Source organism: Clostridioides sp. ES-S-0006-03, assembly GCF_020662275.1.
Taxonomy (GTDB): domain Bacteria; phylum Bacillota; class Clostridia; order Peptostreptococcales; family Peptostreptococcaceae; genus Clostridioides.
This window is the reverse complement of record NZ_JADGMM010000007.1, coordinates 17,566-39,886: the sequence shown is the minus strand read 5'-3', so window position 1 is coordinate 39,886 and position 22,321 is coordinate 17,566. Positions and strand designations below refer to the sequence as shown.

The window sequence follows — 22,321 nt, the reverse complement described above, 5'->3', positions numbered from 1 at the left end:
CTTTAATGTAAATAATATTTTACTTAAACCTGTCCCCTAGTAAAGTGTTAATTAATAACAAAATTCTTCTTTCATTAAAGTTATGTCTTCTTTATTTGCTATTGAATTTGCTAATTTACATATATTGTTTAGTGAATCATTAAGACCAATTCCACCTTTTTTAGGTGTCTTAACTATACATATATCATTTTTGTATTCGTTTATTACGTATGTATTTTCTTCTGACATAGCTGCAAAAGCTGGTATATCTGTTTTATTATTTATATTTTTAGATAATATTGCTGACATCTTAGAAAAATTTTCATAGTTAAAACTTGGTCCACAAATTACTACATCAGGATTTAACTTTTTAACCATAGCTATCATTTTATTTGTCACTTCTTCTTCATTGTTTATAAAAAATTCATCCCCACAGAAAAGTGTCGCTATTACTTTAGATTCTTTTAAAAATGGTTCCATCATTACACCTGGACCTAATGGACTTGATTTTCCAGCAGGAGGTATATTGCTTTTTTCTTTCCCACCTGCACCTGCTTGTATTTGATCCAATATCATAACTATTTTCTTCATAATTTTCCTCCTATAATACTAAATCATCAAAAGATATATCATCATCTTCCTCTTCAACATTTGTTTTTTCTTCTTTTAAATATTGTTTATCTAACATCTTTATAAATGGCATGTACATAAATATTCCTAGTACAAGAAGTATTATTTGTAATAAAGCACCTTGCCATCCTGTTGTTAGAAATCCAGAGAATATAATTGGAGTTGTCCATGGTAATTGAACTCCATTTGTAAGTGGTACTAATCCTGCTGACATACAGAAATAGGCTATTATTATGTTTATTGTTGGAACTATTGCAAATGGTATCAATAATATTGGGTTAAGCATTATTGGTAGACCAAATATTAATGGCTCATTTATTCCAAATATCCCTGGTAAAATTGATAATTTACCCATTGATTTTATACGTTTACTTTTGCATATAAGTAACATAGCTATAATTAAGGATAGTGTACTACCTGCCCCACCAAATGTTGCAAACATATCCTGGAATTGACCAGTTATTATGTTTGGTATTTTTGAACCAGCTTGAAAAGCCGCTAAATTTTCAGCTGATAAAATTTTTAATATTGGATTATAGACAGCTCCAACAACACTACTACCATTTATTCCAAAGAACCAGAATAAATGTAAGAATATATAAGCTATTGCCATAGCACCTAAACTATTTCCTAATTTTAATAATGGCATTTGTAAAAACTTAAATATAAATTCATGTATACTTCCATATGGTGTAGCTTCAAAAGCAATCTTAACTAAAAAGAAAACTACCATAACTATTGCACTTGGTATTAATGCAGCAAATGATTTTGAAACAGTTGGAGGAACTCCATCTGGCATCTTCAATGTCCACCCTTTTTTGACAACTACTGCAAATAACTTAACAGATGTTATTGCGGTTATCATTCCTACAAACATTCCCTTAGAACCCATCCAACCTAATGGGATACCAGTTACCATATAGACTGCCTTTGTTCCTTCTGGTGTATATGGTATTACAAATGGTGTAACTATAAAAAAGGCGACTATTGCAACTGCTGCTGATGCAATTGGGTCTACATCTATTTGTTTAGCATAAGAGTAACCAATTCCTAAAACTGCAAGTAAAGTCATTACTTCAAAAGTCGCTATAGTTGGCTGTTGTAATTTTACTGCCCAATCTGGACCAAAAATTTGACCTACAAATTCGTCCCATCCTTTTATTGGGAAGTTTGCTACTAATAAAAATAATGACCCTATTATCAATAATGGTGATGATACTAAAAAACCATCTCTAATTGCAATTAATAATTTATTTTTACCTATTTTTTCAGCCAACGGCATAAGTATTCTTTCCAATTTATTCATCTATCCACCCTCATTTCTCAGTATCTTTTTACTATATTTTAAGCTTGTTTAGATTTTATTAATTTTATAGCAAGCTTTAGTACTTTTTCTCCATTCATAGTTCCATAATCAGTTTCGTTTATTATATCCACAGGTTTTCCTTGAGCTTCAAACTTTGGCTTTAACTCCTTTAGCATGTATTTAACTTGAGGTCCTAACAATATACAATCTGGATTCTTCTCTGCAACTATCTTATCAATTTCTGCTATTGGAAATGCTTCTACTTCTATTGGTAAATTGTGTTCATCTGCTACTTTCTGCATCTTTCCTGCAAGTAAGCTTGTTGACATACCAAAACTACAAAATAAATATACTTTTCTCTTCATTATCTTAAATCCCCCTTAATTACTTTTTATTTTAATTTTTGAATTTCTTTTCTTAGCACTATCATTTCTTTTATAAGATTTCTTTCACTCATACAAGTCATTAAATGGTCTTGAGAGTGAATTAGTAAAATAGATATATCTGATTTATTTCCTCCTGCTTCCTTTTGTATAAGTTCTGTTTGTACTTTATGTGCTTTTAATATTTCTTCATTTGCACTTTCGATTAATTCATCAGCCTTTTCAAAATCGTTTTCCTTTGCACAATTAAGAGCTTCATAAAGCATAGATTTTGCATTTCCAGCATGAATTATAATCTTTAATACTATTTCTTCCATTTCTTCCTCCTAAATTACTTGTCTACTTTTAACTGATTTCTATCTGATAGATATATAATATCTTATAAAAACAAAAAAACATGCACAACTTTTTCCACTACATGGAAAATTTTGTGCTTATTCACATTTTGATATAAATTTATATAAGAATATTTTTTATATTTTTAATATCACATTTACTTAGCACATCAAGCATATTTTCATCTTCTGTCAATTTAGATATTTCTTTGAATAATTCTCTAAATACTTTTCTATCATCATCTTTTTTATAAGCTAATAAAAGTATAATCTTTATGTATTTTCCATTTCTAATTTTTATTGGTGTTTTCAATCTTGCAAAACATAAGACAGATTGTTTTATATACTTCATATCTCCATGAGGAAATAATATTCCTTTCCCAACATTAGTTGGATATGCCTTTTCTCTCTCTATAATAGAATTTAAATATTCTTTATCTGCATAATGCTTTTCGATTAATAAATTAGTTAAGTATGCTATAGCCTCATAAATATCATTATGTTCTAGCTCTCTTATTAAATAATCAGACATCATTAATCTATTCATAAGTTTATATGATGTATCTTTTTCTTTTATTTTGTTGGTAAATTCTTTGAGTTTATTTTCATCTTCATCAGTAAATAGTGGCGTTGTTATAAAAATTGGCTTTTGTACATTTTCATATTCTTGAAATGCAATTATAAAATCTATCATTTTATTGAAGTTATCTCTTCTTAAATCTTCTTCCCTTAGTGTTTCAACTATTTCTATATTATTAAATCTCTTTTCTATCTTTACTTTTAGTAACATACTTACTCCAAAACTAAATGGGCACACGATACTTGCTTTTTTAGTTGATTCTCTCTTATTACTTTTTCTTTCTAAAGATGTTTGAAAGTGAAGAGTAAGATAACCTATTTCATCTTCAGTTATTTGTGTTCCTTTTTGCTCAATTCCTATTGAATTTGAAATTACTGTAAATAAAAAACAAAATTTATTTTTTATATTATCTAAAAGTGGATTTTCCAAATAAACGTTACTTTGCATTTGGTGCATTGTAACATTTAAGTGACATATTAATTGGTCATAAAGCAATATATCATTATTAAAGTTTATACCCGATTCTTCTGATACCAGATTTATAATTCTTTTTGTATACTCTGATAATTCTTCATTAAGGTATAGTGATTTTTTAGTATCTTTACTATTTATTTGTTTATTCATGCCAAGTATTAGTGATTCTATAAATAATTTTTCTTCATGGTTTAATACTATAGATAGACTGGATTTCAACTCATTTTCTATATCTAATATAAGAATTTCTAACTTTAATTCTTTTTTAATATTTACTATTTCAAAAGAATTCCCCAACCTTATTCGTATGATATTTATAAGTAAAAATAACATCAATTGCCTGAATGAAACATCTGTAAGTCTTATATCCATTTTATCTTCTATTATAGACATTATATTTTTGACAACTATTATGTCTACTATATGGAAATATTCTATTTCATCCATGTTTAGTCTGTATTTATCTATATATTTAAATAAAAATGCCACTAACATTATCCTTATGTCTTTCTCATTTCCCTCAATACATATACCACTGCCCGTTTTAGTTGAAATTTTCAAATTATAATTACTTAATTCTACTGATAATGTATTTATTTCTTCCCTAACAATATTTTTATTTATATACAATTTATTGGACAAATCATTTAAGGTAATCTTCTTATTATTGCAAAGTAATAGATTCAATATCTCAACTTGTTTATGGAGTTCACTATTTACTCTTTTAACTTCACCTCTTAACTTCTGATTTACTATTATTTTATCTGTATCATCTCCACTAAACTTAATTCCTATTTTAGGCTTTCTTTTAATATAAGCACTACAAAAAGTAGACAACCATTCATCAATGTACTTACAATCATTTCTTATTGTTCTCTCTGAGCACTCAAAATCGTTAGCAATGTCATTGATATTTATAAATTCTTCTTTCAATAGCAATACTGTCAACAAGTTCTCTTGTCTTTTGTTCATATATATCACCTCTTTATGATTCAATCTAAATTTATTATATATAAAAAAGAGCTACACATAAAAACATTATGCTAGCTCTCTTTTAATATGATATTTAGCTGACCTGGTCTTTGACCCCACACTCGCCTACTGGAGGGTTCGCTTGGGTTCGCCGCACTACTACTCTCTCTCGATTTTATTATCGGTAGGTCTTACTTCTAAGCCGCACCATGCTCATTAACCCAATTTTTAGTGTTAACTTACGTGGATCCTTTTGCCTGCGACTGGCTTGGACTTTCAACCACAGACCTAAATATCACTTATTCATTTTAATATTTTAAAGTAAAATTGTCAATATATAAGATTATTCCATAACGTAGTTGTCATTTGCTCTTGTAAGCAACGTCATTACAAAAACCTTATTAACACCAGATAACTTTAAAATCTTAGATATTTCATTTGTTGTCACGCCAGTTGTAAATATATCATCTATCAAAAGTACATTTTTATTATTTATTAATTTAATATTTTTGTTAACAGCAAACACATTTTTTAATTCCTTTTTTCTCTCTTGTTTACTTAACTTATAAAGCATCCTTGTATTTTTTTCCCTGGATATACAATCTAACATTGGAACATTGATTATTTTACTCAAACTCAAAGCTATTTTTTGTGCTTGGTTAAATCCTCTTTTATTAAGTCTTTTCTTATGAAGTGGAACAAATAATATATAATCAAATTTCACATTTTCTAAATCCAACTTTTCTTTCATTATTTGCGCTATGTATTTAGCCATAAATGTTTTTTGATTGTACTTTAATCCTAATATTATTTTTTTAGTTATCTCGTTGTATTCAATACAGGAGATTGACTTGTCAAAATAAAAACTTTTATCAAAACAATAGCTACATCCTTCAATAAATTCTTTTTCAAGTGAATGATGTATTATTGGCTTTCCACATTTTATACACCCATTCAGTATAAAATTCATTTCATTAAAACAACTTTTACAGACTGAATAGGTATTAGTTTTTTTTATTGATTTATCACAAATTATGCAATTTATATTTTCAGGATAAATAAAATCCAGACATTTATTAATTAGATTTCTAAGACTCTTAATAAAATTATCATTGCATATTTTCATATTTACTCTATCAACAGCCCTTCTTGTTTGAATTTGTTTAACTTATATCCTAAGTTTGAATATCTTTGATTTACTCTGTTATTTTTTATCATATATTCCAAATATTTCACATCTCCAACTAACACAACTAATTTTTTTGCTCTTGTCACTGCTGTATATAATAAATTACGACTTAGTAACATAGGAGGAGCCCAAGTTATTGGTATCACTACGACTGGGAATTCACTTCCTTGACTTTTATGTATGGTTGTACAAAAACTATGGTCAATCTCATCTAATTCATCATATAAGTATGATACAATTTTAGTTTGGTCAAATAGTACATAAATAGTTTTCTTATCCTTATCTATATGATATACATAGCCTATATCTCCATTATATATACCTTCCCCACTTTCCTTTTGGTCTTCTGTCTCCCACTTTTTTGTATAATTATTTTTTACTTGCATTACCTTGTCACCAACTCTAAACAACCTTTTAGAAAAACTTTCTTCTACTTTAAACTTCTCCTTTTTGTTAAGATACTTTTGTAACTCTATATTAAGATTGGTAACTCCTAGCTCTCCTTTTCTCATTGAAGATAACACTTGTATATCTTTTAGCTTATCAACATTATAAAATTTAGGTAATCTTTCATTTACCAAACCTATTATTTCATTTAATATCTCTTCATTTGTTGATTTTCTTATAAAAAAGAAGTCTTTTCCCTTTGTATTTAAATGAAGTGGTTCTCCATTATTTATCTTATGAGCATTCACAATTATCATACTTTGTTGAGCTTGTCTAAATATTTCATTTAATTTGACTACATTTATAATATTTGAATCTATCATGTCCTTAAGTACATTGCCTGCACCTACAGAAGGTAATTGGTCGCTATCCCCAACTAATATTACTCTTGTTCCTAATTTTATTGCTCTAAGTAAATTATACATTAAGATAATATCTACCATTGATACTTCATCGACTATTATTACATCTGAATTTATTGGGTCTTCTTCATCTTTAAAAAATGTTAAATCATCATCTGTTGAAAATCCCATTTCTAATAATCTATGTATAGTCTTTGCTTCTTTATTAGAAGTTTCACTCATTCTCTTAGCTGCTCTTCCCGTTGGAGCAGCTAAAGTTACACTTTTCCCATTATTTTCAAATATATCTATAATTGCATTAATAGTGGTAGTTTTTCCGGTACCTGGCCCACCAGTTATAATTAATACGCCACTATTCACAGATTCTTTAACTGCTAAAACTTGCTTCTCTGCTAACTTAATATTCTTATCATCTTCTAAAATTTTAATTTCATTTTCTATATCTATATTCAAATCTTCAAATTCATACTGCGACAATTTTACTATTTGACTACATACTCCATTTTCAGACAAATAGTAGGGCATAAGATATATGAGATTTTCATTATTTACTTTTTCTATATGTATTTTTTGATTATATACCAACATCATTACACATTCTTTTACTATGTCTCCACTTAACTCCAACAATTTTTCCGAATCTTGTATTAGAATATGTTCTGGCAAATATGTATGCCCATTACTTAGTGATTTATTTAAGGTATATAATATTCCTTGGCATATTCTATCTTTAGAATTCTTATCTATACCAATTTTATTAGCTATACTATCAGCTACTTTAAACCCTATTCCTCTTATGTCTTCAGCAAGCTGATACGGATTTTTATTTATAATTTCTATTGCACTACTTTTATATTTTTTATATATTTTTAGACAGTAGTTGGGTGTTATTCCAAAAGGAGATAGTTCAATTATTATGTTTCTTAATTCTCTATCTTCTTCATAACTCTTTACTATTTGCTTTACCTTTTTACTACCTATCCCCTCTACTTCTTGTAATTTTTCTGGGTAGTTTTGTATTATATCTAGTGTGTCAACACCAAACTTATCAATTATTCTCTTAGCCATTTTTTCGCCAATTCCATGTATCATACCAGAAGATAAGTAAACATAAATTCCTTCCAAAGATGATGGTGTCACTGGCATAAAACTATTCACTTCAAATTGAGTTCCATAAATTTTGTGGTTTACCCATTTACCTTCAACCTCTATACTCTCTCCCATTGCTAAAGTAGGCATACATCCTACAACAACAATTTCATCATTTTCATTTACCAGATGAGCTATTGTATAGCCATTATCTTCATTTTTAAAGACTATTTCACTTATCATTCCTTCTAATTTTTCCATTTTTATCTCCTAAAAATACTAATAATTGTTCCGTTCGTATGTTAGTATACTTAAATATATTAAGTTCTATGATAGGATTCTATCAGAAAATTTTTCTATATTTTTATACTTAACTTAATTTCTAACTATTATACATTTTATCAGAAACAAAAAAAATCTGCACCCTAAAAATATGGTACCTTAAAGTAAAGGTACCATATATAAATAATTATTTTATTTCAACCAGCTTACTTCTAAAACATAGATTAAATTTCACAAATTTATTTTGATATTAATTTACCTCAGATTTATTTTCCTTGTATCCTTCAGTTTTGGTAATTCTTCGATAAAGCATACATAGTAAAATTAAAATTCCCATATAACCTGTATATGGATATAATGTCCCTACAAGCTTATCAAATGGTAATAATCCTCCTATACATGCTAATATGCTTACTACTACTGTTATTATTTTAAATTTAGGATGGTCATCTTCCACAAATCTATTAGTTACTGACCATAATAATGGTACAGCTGTAGTATATATTCCTAATAAAAGTACTACTGAGAATAAAATACCTATAATTGGAGATATCTTGTCAGCTAAATAAAGAGCTGGTATTTCTTTTGTGTATATATTTCCTACATCTGAAAGTAATGCTAGATTCATCATTATAGCAGCTGCCATAAGGGCTACTCCACCTACTATACCTCCCCATACAGCATCTTTCTTATTTTTTGCTGAAGCTCCCATTCCAGTTAAAAATGTTATTACTATTATTACATTATAGCAAGTATAAAGTACACCTGAGAAATATCCATTTGATGTAGCAGTTTTAACGTTTAGACTATCAATTATAGCTCCTGCATTTGATAAAGCGCCAATATTACTAAATAGACTAATTGCTCCTACTAAAAGTGTAAATATTATTATTATAGGACCTATATTACCTAGTATCTTTGAAAGCCTTGTCAAACCTAGAGATACAGTTATTAGGGAAACGATTGCCATACCAATTCTACCTACATATGGATTTAGACCATAATACTCTGATAATGTAGCTCCTGCTCCTGCAATCATTATTACTAATGTACCAAACAAAAACAATGGTCCAAACCACTCAAAAAATGTACCAAGATATTTTCCACAATATACCTGATAAATCTTTATTGGTTCTTTAAGCTTTAATTCTCTCCCTTTTTCTATAACTTCTGCTCCAAACCATGAGAATAATACCATAGATATTATTCCTCCTATAATTCCAGCATACCCATAAAACGTAAAGAATTGTACTATCTCTTGACCAGTTGCAAATCCAGAACCTATTACAGTCGCTACATATGCTCCAGCAAAACTTATAACCATTTTGATGTTTATTTTATCCGACATACACACTACTCCCTCCTAAATAAAATAAATTTTTTAATAAGTAAAATTTAATGTAAGTTTATTAAGACTATATTAGTTGTATTATTGATGCTTTTCAATATTTTTTGAATTATTTAACATTACTTAACGAAATCTTAACCAGTTTTTAACATATTCCTTCTACTATGTATTAATTTAATGCAATATTATATAATGAAATATATTAATCTCACTAAATAATGTTTATTTATTATATGATTTAAAATTAGTATTTATTAAATATATTTAATCATAAAATAAAAAACTGCTAAAACGTAATTTTAAAATTACATTCTAGCAGCTCCTTATCTAAGCATTATTCACCTAATGCGTCTTTTCTTAATTGTTCTACTTTATCAGTTCTTTCCCATGGTAAATCTATATCCGTTCTACCAAAGTGACCATAAGCAGCAACCTTTTTGTAAAGAGGCTTTCTTAAATCTAAATCTCTTATTATTGCTCCTGGTCTTAAATCAAAGTGTTTGTTTACTAGTTCAACAAGCTTCTCTTCTGAAACTTTACCTGTCCCAAAAGTATCTATAAATATAGATAATGGTCTAGCTATACCTATAGCATATGCAAGTTCTATCTCACATTTATCTGCAAGTCCAGCCGCAACAATATTTTTAGCAACATATCTAGCAGCATAAGCAGCAGATCTATCAACTTTTGTAGGGTCTTTTCCTGAAAAAGCTCCTCCACCATGTCTAGAATATCCACCATAAGTGTCTATTATTATTTTTCTTCCTGTAAGACCTGTATCCCCTTGAGGTCCTCCTATAACGAATCTGCCTGTTGGGTTTATATAAATTTTAGTATCTTCATCAAGTAATTCAGCTGGTATAACTGATTTTATAACATGCTCAATTAAATCTTGTCTTATCTTATCATTTGATACTGTTTCACAATGCTGAGCTGATATAAGAACTGTATGTACTCTTACAGCTTTATTTCCTTCATATTCAACAGTAACTTGAGTTTTTCCATCTGGTCTTAAATAATCAACTAAACCTGTCTTTCTAACTTCTGTAAGTCTTCTTGATAATTTATGAGCTAATGATATTGGAAGTGGCATTAATTCTGGAGTTTCATTACATGCAAATCCAAACATTATACCTTGGTCTCCAGCTCCTACTTTTTCTATTTCTTGCTCTATTTCTTCTCCAGTCTTACTTTCTAGACCTTCATCAACTCCCATAGCTATATCTCCAGATTGTTCATCTATAGAAGTTATAACTGCACAAGTGTCACAGTCAAATCCATATTTTGCTCTTGTATATCCAATTTCTTTTACTGTTTCTCTTACTAATTTAGGTATATCTACATAAGCAGATGTACTTATTTCTCCAGCTACTAAAACTAAGCCTGTTGTTACTGTAGTTTCACAAGCTACTCTAGATTGTGGGTCTTTTTCTAACAATGCATCTAATATTGAATCTGATATTTGGTCACATATCTTATCAGGATGTCCTTCTGTAACTGATTCTGACGTAAATAAATGTCTTGCCATTTTTGTTCCTCCTTATTCATTCTTAATTTTTATTATAGGTTTTACCTTATCTTCAATTCTTAGAAATTTTACTCAAAATAAAAAACCTCTCCTTATAAGAAGAGGTTAATAATCGTAATCGCATACTAATTAACTGACCTCATCTTTCAAGACTTTTGTCTTGTAGGAATTAGCACCTTTTCCCATTTGGGTGGTTGCTGGGCTTCACAGGGCCTATCCCTCAGCCGCTCTTGATAAGGTAATCAAGATTTAAGTTTTATTTTACTTTATTAGCTTACTATTTTTTTAAAATTTTGTCAAGATTTTTAGTCATATTTTTGCCATTACTTTTTTTGTGAGACAAATAAAATATTATCTCTATCTGAAATTTAAAGTTAGGTCTTTTTAGTGTTTTTTATTCATATATTTTTTTGAAGGGGGTGTTCCTATTGTATTTAGCTAAAGTAAATTACAGCGATGATGATGTTATACAGATGCTAAGTTCAGTTCTCAAAACCATAATTAATGAAAATACGATTGTTGTTTGCATAGGAACAGACAGGGCTATAGGTGATACTTTAGGCCCTTTAGTTGGAACAATACTTAAAAACAGTAAATTTAAATACCCCGTTTACGGTACACTAGATAACCCTATTCACGCCTTAAATATATATGAGTCTTTAGATACTATAAAAAATACACATATGCAAGGTAACTTCTTGGCTATAGATGCTTGCTTGGGGTCACAGAGTAACATAGGCAATATACAGATTAGAGAAGGACCTATCCTGCCCGGAAAAGGTGTGGGAAAAAAACTACCTCAAATAGGAAATTATTCTATAGTAGGAATTGTAGATAAAATTGATGAAAATAACAGACTTTCATTTAATAATATACGTCTTAGCTTTATACTAGACTTAGCTGAAACAATAGCCTTAGCACTATTGGTATCTACTTAAATCTTATATAAGGTAACTGATAAAATTTTTTGTATTAAAAAGGTAGATACTATAGAGTATTTAATTTAATAAATACTCCAAATTATCTACCTTTTTATTTTGATATTTATTCTTCTGTTTTAATGCTTTTCATTCTTAAAAATTTTATTTCTCTACTAGAGCAAACATTAACTCACCTTTACAGACAAGTTCTTCACCAACATAAGCTTTAGCATCTGCTTTTGCTATATTTCTTCTAAGCGTTGTCATTTCAATTTCCATAGTCAATGTATCTCCTGGTCTTACTTCTCTCTTGATTCTAACTTTATCAATACCAGCAAATACACCTAATTTCCCTTTATTTTCTTCCAAAGACATCATTGCTACTCCACACACTTGTGCTAGAGCTTCTACTATCAGCACTCCTGGCATCAATGGGTAATTTGGAAAATGACCTTGAAAAAATGGTTCATTAACTGTTACATTTTTTATACCAACAGCTCTTTTTCCAACTTCTAACTCTGTAATCTTGTCCACTAATAAAAATGGATATCTATGTGGTATTAGTTCTTTTATTTCATCTATATTTAACATTTTAAACTCTCCTAATTATTTTCTTTTGAAAGACCCACCTGTTTCAAGTAAATCTATTGAGCCCAAAGCAATCCCTGTTCCTTTCGCAACACAAGATAGTGGTTCATCTGCTATTGTAACAGTTATTCCTGTTCTCTGTTCTATTATCTTATCTAATCCATATAATAATGAGCCTCCGCCAGTCATTATTATACCAACATCACCTATGTCTGCTGCTAATTCAGGTGGTGTTTTTTCTAAAACAGCATGAGTTGCAACAACTATTTGTTCAACACATTCTCTAAGGGCTTCTAACATTTCTGCTGAGTTTATAGTTATAGAACTAGGAAGACCTGTAATTAGATTTCTTCCTGTTATTTTCATATACTTTTCTTCTTCTCTCTTAAATGCAGAACCAATTTCAAACTTAATTTTTTCTGCGGTTCTTTCTCCAATAAGAAGATTATGTTGTTTTTTCATGTACTTAACTATAGCATCATCAAATCGGTCTCCGCCAACTTTTATAGATTCACTTACAACTGCTCCCCCTAGTGATATTACGGCTATATCTACAGTTCCTCCACCAATATCTATAATCATATTACCATTAGGTTGTGATATGTCTACACCAGCTCCTATAGCTGCTGCTATTGGCTCTTCTATGATATACACTTCTCTAGCCCCAGCTTGTCTAGTAGCATCCTCTACTGCTCTCTTTTCTACTTCTGTAACACCTGTTGGCACACATACCATAATTCTAGGCATGAAAAATCTTCCAAATCCCTTTTTATCAACTATCTTATCTATAAAAGATTTTAACATCTTCTCAGTTACATCATAATCTGAAATTACACCATCTCTTAAAGGTCTTATTGCAACTATATTTCCTGGTGTTCTTCCTATCATTTTTTTAGCCTCTTCTCCTACAGCTAAAACAGAATCTGTTCTGTTGTCTATTGCAACAACAGATGGTTCTTCTAAAACGATTCCCTTACCACTAACATAAACAAGTACATTTGCAGTACCTAAATCTATGCCTATATCAGCTCCAGCCATTTTTTCAACTCCTTCATTTATATATTAGATTATATTATAAGCCTATTTATTAATACTCCTATAATAAAGCATATACAAAAATCTCGCTTTAATCAAGAGAAAATAAATGTTTTGAGAGTATTATTCTTTTGCTATTTATAATTATATAATATATTTCTTACAATAATTTAATGTAATAAAAAAAGTAGGTTTTTAACCTACATTTTTTTATGTTCCTTCTCATACTTTAATTTCGTTGCTAATCCCCCTCTAATATGTCTCTCTGATTTATTTTTGTCTAGCACACTTTTAACTTCTTTGGCAAGGGATGGATTTATTTCCTTTAATCTTTCTGTAACATCCTTGTGAATTGTACTCTTACTTACTCCAAATGTCTTGGCTGTTTGTCTTACTGTAGTGTTTTTTTCAAGTATATATTTTGCTACCACTATGGCTCTTTCCTCTATATGAGATCTCAAAGATTACCCCCCTCACATAATAGCTTTAATGATATATATGTAAAAACACCAAAAAATATAACAAGCTTAACCAAATATGATTAAACTTGTTATACTTTTACTTAATTAGACTCATTGGGTCTATAGATTTTTCTCCATTATATGCTTCTAAATGCACATGTATACCCTCTTCACTTTCTATCTGAGAAGTACTTCCTACAGTCCCTAATGATTGTCCTTCTGTTACTTTCTGATTCTTCTTAACACTAACATTTTCATCTAGATTTGAATATACTACTACAGTATTATTGTCGCTTTTTATTTTTACTGATTTTCCATATTCTTCATCATCAAATACATCTACTACCATTCCGTTTAATAGAGATTTTATTTCTTTACCTTTAGTACAACTAACATCTATACCTTTATGAGTTTCCCAAACATCCAATGTTTTAGAATAACTAGGTTCTTTTTCTGAATATTCTCTTATTATCTTATCACCAATGTAATTTAATTTTGTTGTACTTGACTTATTTTCTTCTTTTGCCTTAGCTTTTTCTAAGTTTTGTTTTGAATCTGTCGCAGTAGGGATAGCATCTTTCTTATCTTTTTCAATTAAATGTATTTCCTCTTCACTATCTTTATTAGATTTTTCTATCATGCCTTTATTAGAAGCTAATTTATCTACATTATTATTTGTAAACCAAACTCCACCTACTGCTAATAAACAAACACATACAAATAAAGATAAATAAAAACCATCTTTTTCTAACAGTTTTTTCTTCATTTCGCACCTCCAAATATATTTCTACATTTGGATTATTGACGTGTTTTTGGTATTTTATACAATTATTAGTATATATCTTTTATTTTTGTATCAGTATAGTAATGTGATAATATATCATAGTATTTATAGCCTTCTTCTGCCATACCTTCAGCTCCCCATTGGCTCATACCAACTCCATGACCATATCCTTTTACTACAAAATCTATGTATCCTTCTCCAAATTTTATATCAAAGTTTGCAGAATTTAAGTTAAAAACAGTCCTCACATCTTTTCCTGTGACTTCTTTGTTTCCTAATTTTATTTTTTCTACAGTTCCAGCATCGCTTCTTTCAGTTATTGCAACTTGTTTACTCAAATTATTTACATCTATCACAATGCTACTATAAGACTTTCTAAGGCTCTTAACAAAATCTGTGTTGCTTATTTTAAGTGTTGATGCAAATTTGGGAGAATACTTATCATATGGGCTTTCTACAGATTTTAAATAAGGATATTTTGATGAAAATACCTCTTCACTATTCTCTGTTTTCCCTGATGAAGTAGAGAAATAAAGAGGAAGTATAGCCTTATCATTGTAAGTTATTATCTGCCCCTTAGTGCCTTTAACTGCGTTTTTAATTTTAGAATACTTATTTTTAATCCATTCTTCACCATTCAACTTTTTAAGAGTCGCATAACTCTTGTATTCTTGACAGTGTTTATAATCAGTACATACCACTGCATTTTTATGTTTACTTGATTTCCCATGTTCTTGCTTATATACTACATACGTTCTAGCTGCTACAGCTTGGGCTTTTAAGGCCTCTATATCAAAATCCGAGGACATCTCACCAGCTAGTACTCCACATAAATAGTTTTCCATGTCCATTTTTTCAACTTTACCTGACATGTGATTATAGACATTTATAACTGGTGTTTTCTTGTCTACAGTTTCATAGTTTACTACCTTTTTATCTTCTTTCTTACCTTCATTTTTAATATCATTTTTTTTAATGGTTTTGTTTATGGAAACTACTTTCTCTGGTTTTTCAGTTAGCTCCACATTTTTGTAAGAAACTAAAGTTATCAATGAAGGGACTAACACAGAGCAAGTTACAAATCCTAACAAAACAACCAATGGGTTCTTCATATACTCTCCTCCTTAGCTTTTAAAACCTTGTATTTAAGTATATGAACAACCCTATCAATTTATAACTTACTTATCTAAACCAATTATTAATCTTCTACTATTTTGATTTGACCACCTAATGCTGTTATCTTTTTATCTATATCAACATAACCTCTTTGAATATGGTATATTTCTCCTATTTGAGTTTCTCCTTCTGCTATAAGACCGCATAAAATAAGCGCTGCTCCTGCTCTTAAATCAGTAGCATTTACTGCTGCACCGTGTAATTCATCTACTCCATTAACAACCGCACTTCTTCCATCTATTTTTATATTAGCACCCATTCTATTGAATTCAGCAACATGCATAAATCTATTTTCAAAAACAGTTTCTATAACTACACCAGTTCCATTAGCTACAGTAAGCATAGCCATAAATTGAGCTTGCACATCTGTAGGAAACCCTGGATGTGGTAAAGTCTTTATGTCTATTGGCTTTAATACCTTTGGACCTACTACTCTAACAGAATTGTCCATCTCTGTAATTTCACAACCAGCTTCTCTTAATTTAGCTACAACTGGCTTTAAATGCTCCATTAAAACATTTTCAACTGTTATATCACCTTTTGTCATAGCTGCTGCAACCATATAAGTTGCTGCTTCTATTCTGTCTGGAATTACATTATGTTCTGCTCCTTTTAGCTCCTTAACACCTTTTATCTTTATAGTGTTAGTACCTGCACCTTTAACATCTGCTCCCATTTCATTTAAGAAATTAGCTAAGTCCACTATTTCTGGTTCTTCTGCTGCATTTTCTATTATTGTAGTTCCTTCTGCTAAAGAAGCTGCCATCATTATATTTTCAGTAGCTCCAACAGATGGGAAATCTAAATACAATTTATTTCCTACTAATTTTTCTGTTGCGGCTTCAACAAAACCGTGGTCCATTTCTATTTTTGCACCTAAAGCTTTAAATCCTTTTAAATGTAAATCTATAGGTCTCGTTCCTATAGCACATCCTCCTGGCATAGAAATTTTTGTACTATTAAATCTAGCAAGTAATGGTCCCATAACCAAAAAAGAAGCTCTCATCTTTCTTACAAGCTCATATGGAGCTTCACAAGTTCTTATATTACTTGCGTCAACAGTAAGTGTATTTTCTTTATATTCAACTTCTGCTCCTACATGTCTTAATAAATCTGATATAACATGAACATCTCTTAAATTTGGAACTCCATTTAAAGTTGATTTCCCGTTTGCTAATAAAGTTGCTGCTATTATTGGTAAAACTGCGTTTTTTGCGCCATCTATTTTAACACTACCTTTAAGTGGATTACTCTTTTTTACTATTATCTTAGCCATATTTTCTGATCTCCTCATAATTAATAATCTAATTTTATAATTGGTGTGGCAATATATATGAGTGTTTTTCCATCGTCCTCATTATATTTAATTCCTATATTTAAATTGATTTTTTCCCCTAAATATTCTAAATCATCATCATTTAATACTTTACTATATGCTGTTATAGATAAAAAGTTTACGTCTTTCACTTTATCTATTTGCTTAGCACTCATATTATATAATATTTTTTGTAAAATATCATCATATTTGTGGTTTTGTAACCTTTTTGTGTATTCTCCAACAATACAAGCAGATACATCTACTTGAGATGAATATTTATTTAACACGTTTTCTACACTACTATAAATATCCTCTTTATGTTTATATACTTTGTTGTCCAATATGTCAACTATTATGTAGCTTTCTTTATTATTTTTATTTATTCCTTTTATAGAAATTTCTTTATCGCTATCTTTTATAGTAGCATATAATTGTATTTCATCGCCATACCCTTTTTGGTTCCAATTTATTCCTTTTTCATCTAACTTTAGATTGTTAATTATTTCTAGAAAAATATTATGTAATTCTTTATTTGATAAATTGTAATTTATAACAGAATTAATTTTCATATTATAATATTTAAAATCGGCTTCTGAAGTTTCAAGAGCACTAATTAATTTATTATATCTAGTATTTATATTTGCATCTGCATAAGATATTGTCATGCCTATAGCCATTAACATAAAAAAACTTACAACTAATTTTATTATCTTCATAATAAAAATCCCCCTTAAATTTGTTTTTCTCTATAACAGAATTATTAACAAATTTAAGAGAGATATACTTTATCAATATGTATTTTTATGCATTTTGTAATTTTATATTAAATAAATGTTTTTCAAACTCTTCGATTCCAATTCTCTCTAATACTTTACTTATTCTTTCTCCTGGACTTGCTAATTGTTTATATGTATAAAATACATCTTGCACTAATTCTTCTATATCATCCTCTGTATACAAATTACTAAGTCTATCTCCAAATCTATAGCCTCTTCCCATTCTACCACCAAGATAAACAGCTAGTCCTTTTTTATCAACTTCCATAGCTCCAAATGGACATGCTTGAGCACACTTTCCACAATTTACACATTCTTCTTTATTCCACACTAATTTCTTATCTTCCATATAAACTGATTTTTGTCTACAAGATGATGTACACAATCCACAATTTTTACATTTATCTTCATTAAATTTTACGTATACTTGACCTACTATACCCACATCATTAGTATTTGCTTTTGCACAGTTATTTGGACATCCAACTAGTGTAATTTTAGTTTTAGATGGTAAATCATATCCAAAATATGAATCATGTAACTTTCCACATAATTCTTGTGTATCATATATTCCATGTTGACATACAGTACCTTTGCATGCGACTAATGGTCTTACTTTTTTACCCGTACCACCATGCTTTAGCCCTACAGCTTTTAAATCTTCCTTCATTAAATCTATATCTTCATACTTTATCCATGGTATTTCAACAGCTAATCTAGTAGTAACACCTAAATAACCTCTACCATATTTTTCAGATAACTTTGATAAGTTGATAAGCTGTTCTGCTGTAAAGTTTCCCGCTCTACTCAATATTCTTATTGAGAAATACCCTTCTTGGCTTTGGGCTAATATACCTTCAGCTTTTAACCTTGCTTTTTCATCTTTACTAATCATATTTCACACCTCATAATATATAATTTTATAATTCTATATTGCTAATAATATGTTTAAATAAGTGCACATCCATATAAGCATATTCTAACTATGTTTATATTTTAAAACATAACAAAGGTATATTCAACTTAATAAACTGAATATACCTTCATTTTAAACAATTATATTATATTTTTTACAAAATTCTATTTTGAATCTCCTGTTTCAATTGGATTTGAATCATCAAGACTCCATCCCATCCATCCATCACTATAGAGAGAAGTATTTTCAAATCCCATAACATTTGCATATGTTAATACCTCTGCAGCACGCCATCCACTGCCACACATAAATGCAAGTTGTTTATTAGTATCTATATTTTCTTTATCCCACATTGCCAATATTTCATATTGATTTCTCATTGTGTTATCTATATTACGATACTCTTCTAGTGATACACTGTCACTACCTGCATGACCATATAAGGCTCCTGGTATACGACCTTTTTTATCATAATAGCTATATCCAGATATTTTACCTATATGTTCATCCCAAGAACGATTGTCCACTAATGTAAATTTATTTTTATCTCTTAGTTTTTGCTTTAATTCTGGTATACTAACAATTAGTTGTGGATTAGCTGGTATATTTTCCCCAAAAGTAGTACATGAACTTTTTGGATTACTAGTTAACTCCAGCTCATATCCTTCTGATAACCATGAGTTTATTCCACCATTCAAAACTCTTACATCTCTTACTCCTATATATCGTAATATAATAGCAATTCTATAAGAAGCCATAGATGCGCTACTTGAAACTATCACAGTATCATCTTTTGTAAATCCATAGTCTAAAGCAAATTTGGCCAAATTATCATTGTTAGTAAGCATCCATGTTGGAGGAGGTTCTATAATATCAGTATTTATATGAACACTTGTAGGTATATGCCCTTTTGCATAAGATTCTTTTTCTTCTCCCCAACTTGCTTCAATCATTTTTATATTCTTAGAATATTCAAATGTCTCTGGAATTTTTCCATCCAAGATATCTTTTATTATGGAAGCAGGTACTATCATTTGATAATTTTTATATCTTTCCATTGGAAGATTTTCATTATTTGCCCATTGTTTAATATCATATTTATATAGATTTTTATATCCTTTTTTAGATAAGTAAGTAGCTACAAGTAAAGCATCTTTTCCATTAGCATCATATAGTACTATATTTTTATCTAAATCAATACCTTTTGTTTTTAGTGCTTGTTCTAATACTTTGTCTTTTTTATCTGAGTCTACATATAACCAATTCGCAGAAAAATCTACTGCTCCTCTTATATGTCCACCTCTTTTTACTCCATCTAATTTCCAGCCATTATATGCATCATTTAAACGAGTATCAACTATAACCCAAGATTCATCTTGTACTTTCTCTTTCAAATCTTCTGTAGAAATTGATTTAACATTAGCACAAAAACCTTCTTCTATTTCTTCTCTTAATTTCTTCGACATAATTTGTACTCCGATTTCTAATCAATCTTTTATTATTTTAAATCTATTTAACTAAATCAAAATCATATTCATCCACACCATCAACTGAATTATATACTTTTGTAAATCCATTCTCTGAAAGTATTTTAGCTGCTTGCCCACTTCTATTTCCAGTTCTACAGTATAAAATTATATCCTTATTTTTATCAAGTTCTCCCATTTTCTTTTCTGTGTCTTCTAGTGGTATATTGATAGCTTCTTTTAAATGTCCAGTTTCAAATTCTTTTGACTTTCTAGCATCTATTACTATAGAATCTTTATTTTCGCTTATTAACTTTAACATTTCAGGCGCAGTTATATCATTATATGTAACTAATTCATAATCAAAATCTTTCACACCTTCTACATTATAAACATCTTTAAATCCATTTTTTACTAATATTTCAGCAGCTTTTGCACTTTTTTTACCTGAGTTACAATACGCTAATATAGTTTTATCCTTATATCCTTCTAAAGCACTTAATTTATCTTCTAAATCATCTACTGATATATTTATACCATTTATAATATGACCTTTAGCATAGTCCTCTGCACCTCTTACATCTAATATCAATAATTCTTTATTTTTCTTCATCATTTTTACAGCCTCTTCACCTGTGGCTTCTTTATAACTAGCCTTATCTTGACTTTGAGAAGATTCTTTTGGTTTTTCTGATTCTTTAGAATCACAACCAACTACACTCCCTAATGTTAATACTAAAGTTAAACCAATAGCTAAAACTTTAAATCTTTTACTAAATTTCATAAAATTACCCTCCAAATATTAAAAATATTCCCTTTTTTGATATAAAATCTTATTTTATTATAGTATTCGAATTCATTATAACAAAATTAAAATATATTTGATACTTATTTACTTGTTTACAGCCATAGTTTTTTTCTATAGTTCAACAGGAAAGAATAGAATTTTTCTTTGTTCCATAAACACATCTACCTTTTCATTTATTTCATATAAATTATTGTTGCTACTAGCTTTTAATACCGTTCCATCAATATCTACATCATAGTAAACTTTATCTCCTGCATATCTTTTTTTTAATATAGACCCTTGTCTTCCTACATCATTATCAATCGTTTTTAGGATTATACTTTCTTTTGGTATCATTAACTCTACATTATCTATATTTATATTTTTATATTTATCTAATTTAATAGAAATTATATCATTTACAAATTCTCCATTTCTTATATTTCCGATTAAATAATTTTTTTCTCCAAATATATTTGCAACTTCTTTACTTTTGGGATTTTCATAAAGATTATCTGGTGTGTCGAATTGTTTAACCTCACCATTTAACATAACTGCTATTCTATCACTCATCATTAACGCTTCTTCTTTGTCATGTGTTACTAATATCGTTGTTATCTTTAGATGTTTTTGTAATCCTAATACAAATTCCCTCATTTCATTGCGTAAATTAATATCTAAATTTGAAAATGGCTCATCTAATAACAGTACCTTTGGATTTATTGCTAAAGACCTTGCTATTGCAACACGTTGTTGTTGTCCTCCTGAGAGTTCGTTTGGATATTTATTTTCATATCCTTTTAACTTAACTAAATTTATAAGTTCGTTTACTTTACTTTTTCTTATATTCTTATTTATTTTTTTCATTTTAAGACCGAATTCTATATTTTCATATAAAGTCATATGTGGAAATAATAAATAATCTTGAAAAACTATTACAGTATCTCTTTTTCCTATAGGTATATCTAATACTGATTCATTATTTAAAAGTATATCTCCGCAATCAGGATGTAAAATACCAGCAATTAATTTTAGAGTAGTACTTTTTCCACAACCTGATGGACCTAAAAGAGAAACTATTTCTCCTTCTTTTATATCTAAATTCATATTGTTTAAAACTTTGATTTTGTTAAAACTCTTACATAAATTTATAAGTTTAACTGATGACAATTATTACACCTCCAATCGTA

21 protein-coding genes and 1 riboswitch are annotated in these 22,321 nt (G+C 29.1%); of the genes, 1 reads left to right on the top strand and 20 read right to left on the bottom strand.

What is annotated here, in order from left to right:
- Window positions 1-51 precede the first annotated feature (51 nt).
- From IR151_RS10940 to metK, 9 genes are all read right to left on the bottom strand, one after another.
- Complete coding sequence (locus IR151_RS10940; RefSeq protein WP_227434555.1) at window positions 52-570, bottom strand: GrdB-related putative oxidoreductase; 519 nt, start codon at window positions 568-570, stop codon at window positions 52-54.
- A 10-nt stretch (window positions 571-580) separates the two neighbouring features.
- On the bottom strand, window positions 581-1,915 hold the full coding sequence (gene celB / locus IR151_RS10935; protein ID WP_227434554.1) for a PTS cellobiose transporter subunit IIC: 1,335 nt from the start codon (window positions 1,913-1,915) through the stop codon (window positions 581-583).
- A gap of 38 nt (window positions 1,916-1,953) precedes the next feature.
- A complete protein-coding gene (locus IR151_RS10930) occupies window positions 1,954-2,280 on the bottom strand; it encodes a PTS sugar transporter subunit IIB (protein ID WP_227434553.1) in 327 nt (108 codons plus the stop codon).
- Between the two features lie 26 nt (window positions 2,281-2,306).
- Window positions 2,307-2,615: a PTS lactose/cellobiose transporter subunit IIA gene (locus tag IR151_RS10925; protein ID WP_227434552.1), complete on the bottom strand. Its 309-nt coding sequence runs from the start codon at window positions 2,613-2,615 to the stop codon at window positions 2,307-2,309.
- Between the two features lie 139 nt (window positions 2,616-2,754).
- Entirely contained in the window at window positions 2,755-4,659 is a 1,905-nt protein-coding gene (locus IR151_RS10920; RefSeq protein WP_227434551.1) for a BglG family transcription antiterminator, read from the bottom strand.
- 343 nt (window positions 4,660-5,002) lie between these two features.
- Complete coding sequence (locus IR151_RS10915; RefSeq protein ID WP_227434550.1) at window positions 5,003-5,785, bottom strand: ComF family protein; 783 nt, start codon at window positions 5,783-5,785, stop codon at window positions 5,003-5,005.
- A 2-nt stretch (window positions 5,786-5,787) separates the two neighbouring features.
- Window positions 5,788-8,007, bottom strand: a complete 2,220-nt coding sequence (locus tag IR151_RS10910) for an ATP-dependent RecD-like DNA helicase (protein ID WP_227434549.1) — start codon at window positions 8,005-8,007, stop codon at window positions 5,788-5,790.
- A gap of 271 nt (window positions 8,008-8,278) precedes the next feature.
- On the bottom strand, window positions 8,279-9,376 hold the full coding sequence (locus IR151_RS10905) for a hypothetical protein (RefSeq protein ID WP_227434548.1): 1,098 nt from the start codon (window positions 9,374-9,376) through the stop codon (window positions 8,279-8,281).
- A gap of 334 nt (window positions 9,377-9,710) precedes the next feature.
- Window positions 9,711-10,904 (bottom strand): methionine adenosyltransferase, encoded by a 1,194-nt coding sequence (gene metK / locus IR151_RS10900; protein WP_227434547.1) that lies wholly within the window; start codon window positions 10,902-10,904, stop codon window positions 9,711-9,713.
- A gap of 136 nt (window positions 10,905-11,040) precedes the next feature.
- A riboswitch (SAM riboswitch) is annotated at window positions 11,041-11,144 on the bottom strand.
- A gap of 188 nt (window positions 11,145-11,332) precedes the next feature.
- Here metK and yyaC point away from each other — a divergent pair.
- Window positions 11,333-11,842, top strand: a complete 510-nt coding sequence (gene yyaC / locus IR151_RS10895) for a spore protease YyaC (protein WP_021382545.1) — start codon at window positions 11,333-11,335, stop codon at window positions 11,840-11,842.
- 144 nt (window positions 11,843-11,986) lie between these two features.
- Here yyaC and fabZ read toward each other — a convergent pair whose 3' ends face one another.
- The 11 genes from fabZ to IR151_RS10840 all read right to left on the bottom strand — a co-directional run bounded on the left by fabZ (window position 11,987) and on the right by IR151_RS10840 (window position 22,301).
- On the bottom strand, window positions 11,987-12,415 hold the full coding sequence (fabZ, locus tag IR151_RS10890; RefSeq protein WP_227434546.1) for a 3-hydroxyacyl-ACP dehydratase FabZ: 429 nt from the start codon (window positions 12,413-12,415) through the stop codon (window positions 11,987-11,989).
- A 15-nt stretch (window positions 12,416-12,430) separates the two neighbouring features.
- Entirely contained in the window at window positions 12,431-13,450 is a 1,020-nt protein-coding gene (locus IR151_RS10885) for a rod shape-determining protein (RefSeq protein WP_227434545.1), read from the bottom strand.
- A gap of 197 nt (window positions 13,451-13,647) precedes the next feature.
- Window positions 13,648-13,908: a sporulation transcriptional regulator SpoIIID gene (spoIIID, locus tag IR151_RS10880; RefSeq protein WP_044212029.1), complete on the bottom strand. Its 261-nt coding sequence runs from the start codon at window positions 13,906-13,908 to the stop codon at window positions 13,648-13,650.
- 97 nt (window positions 13,909-14,005) lie between these two features.
- Window positions 14,006-14,674 (bottom strand): M23 family metallopeptidase, encoded by a 669-nt coding sequence (locus tag IR151_RS10875; protein ID WP_227434544.1) that lies wholly within the window; start codon window positions 14,672-14,674, stop codon window positions 14,006-14,008.
- Window positions 14,675-14,739: 65 nt separating this feature from the next.
- Complete coding sequence (spoIID, locus tag IR151_RS10870) at window positions 14,740-15,804, bottom strand: stage II sporulation protein D (RefSeq protein WP_227434543.1); 1,065 nt, start codon at window positions 15,802-15,804, stop codon at window positions 14,740-14,742.
- Window positions 15,805-15,890: 86 nt separating this feature from the next.
- On the bottom strand, window positions 15,891-17,144 hold the full coding sequence (murA, locus tag IR151_RS10865) for a UDP-N-acetylglucosamine 1-carboxyvinyltransferase (RefSeq protein ID WP_227434542.1): 1,254 nt from the start codon (window positions 17,142-17,144) through the stop codon (window positions 15,891-15,893).
- A gap of 20 nt (window positions 17,145-17,164) precedes the next feature.
- Complete coding sequence (locus IR151_RS10860) at window positions 17,165-17,902, bottom strand: YwmB family TATA-box binding protein (RefSeq protein WP_227434541.1); 738 nt, start codon at window positions 17,900-17,902, stop codon at window positions 17,165-17,167.
- A gap of 85 nt (window positions 17,903-17,987) precedes the next feature.
- Window positions 17,988-18,857 carry a 4Fe-4S binding protein gene (locus tag IR151_RS10855; protein WP_227434540.1) on the bottom strand — a complete coding sequence of 290 codons (870 nt, stop codon included), beginning with the start codon at window positions 18,855-18,857 and terminating at the stop codon, window positions 17,988-17,990.
- Between the two features lie 185 nt (window positions 18,858-19,042).
- A complete protein-coding gene (locus IR151_RS10850) occupies window positions 19,043-20,344 on the bottom strand; it encodes a rhodanese-like domain-containing protein (RefSeq protein ID WP_227434539.1) in 1,302 nt (433 codons plus the stop codon).
- Window positions 20,345-20,387: 43 nt separating this feature from the next.
- Window positions 20,388-21,128: a rhodanese-like domain-containing protein gene (locus IR151_RS10845; RefSeq protein WP_227434538.1), complete on the bottom strand. Its 741-nt coding sequence runs from the start codon at window positions 21,126-21,128 to the stop codon at window positions 20,388-20,390.
- Between the two features lie 135 nt (window positions 21,129-21,263).
- Complete coding sequence (locus IR151_RS10840; RefSeq protein ID WP_227434537.1) at window positions 21,264-22,301, bottom strand: ABC transporter ATP-binding protein; 1,038 nt, start codon at window positions 22,299-22,301, stop codon at window positions 21,264-21,266.
- Between the last annotated feature and the right edge of the window lie 20 nt (window positions 22,302-22,321).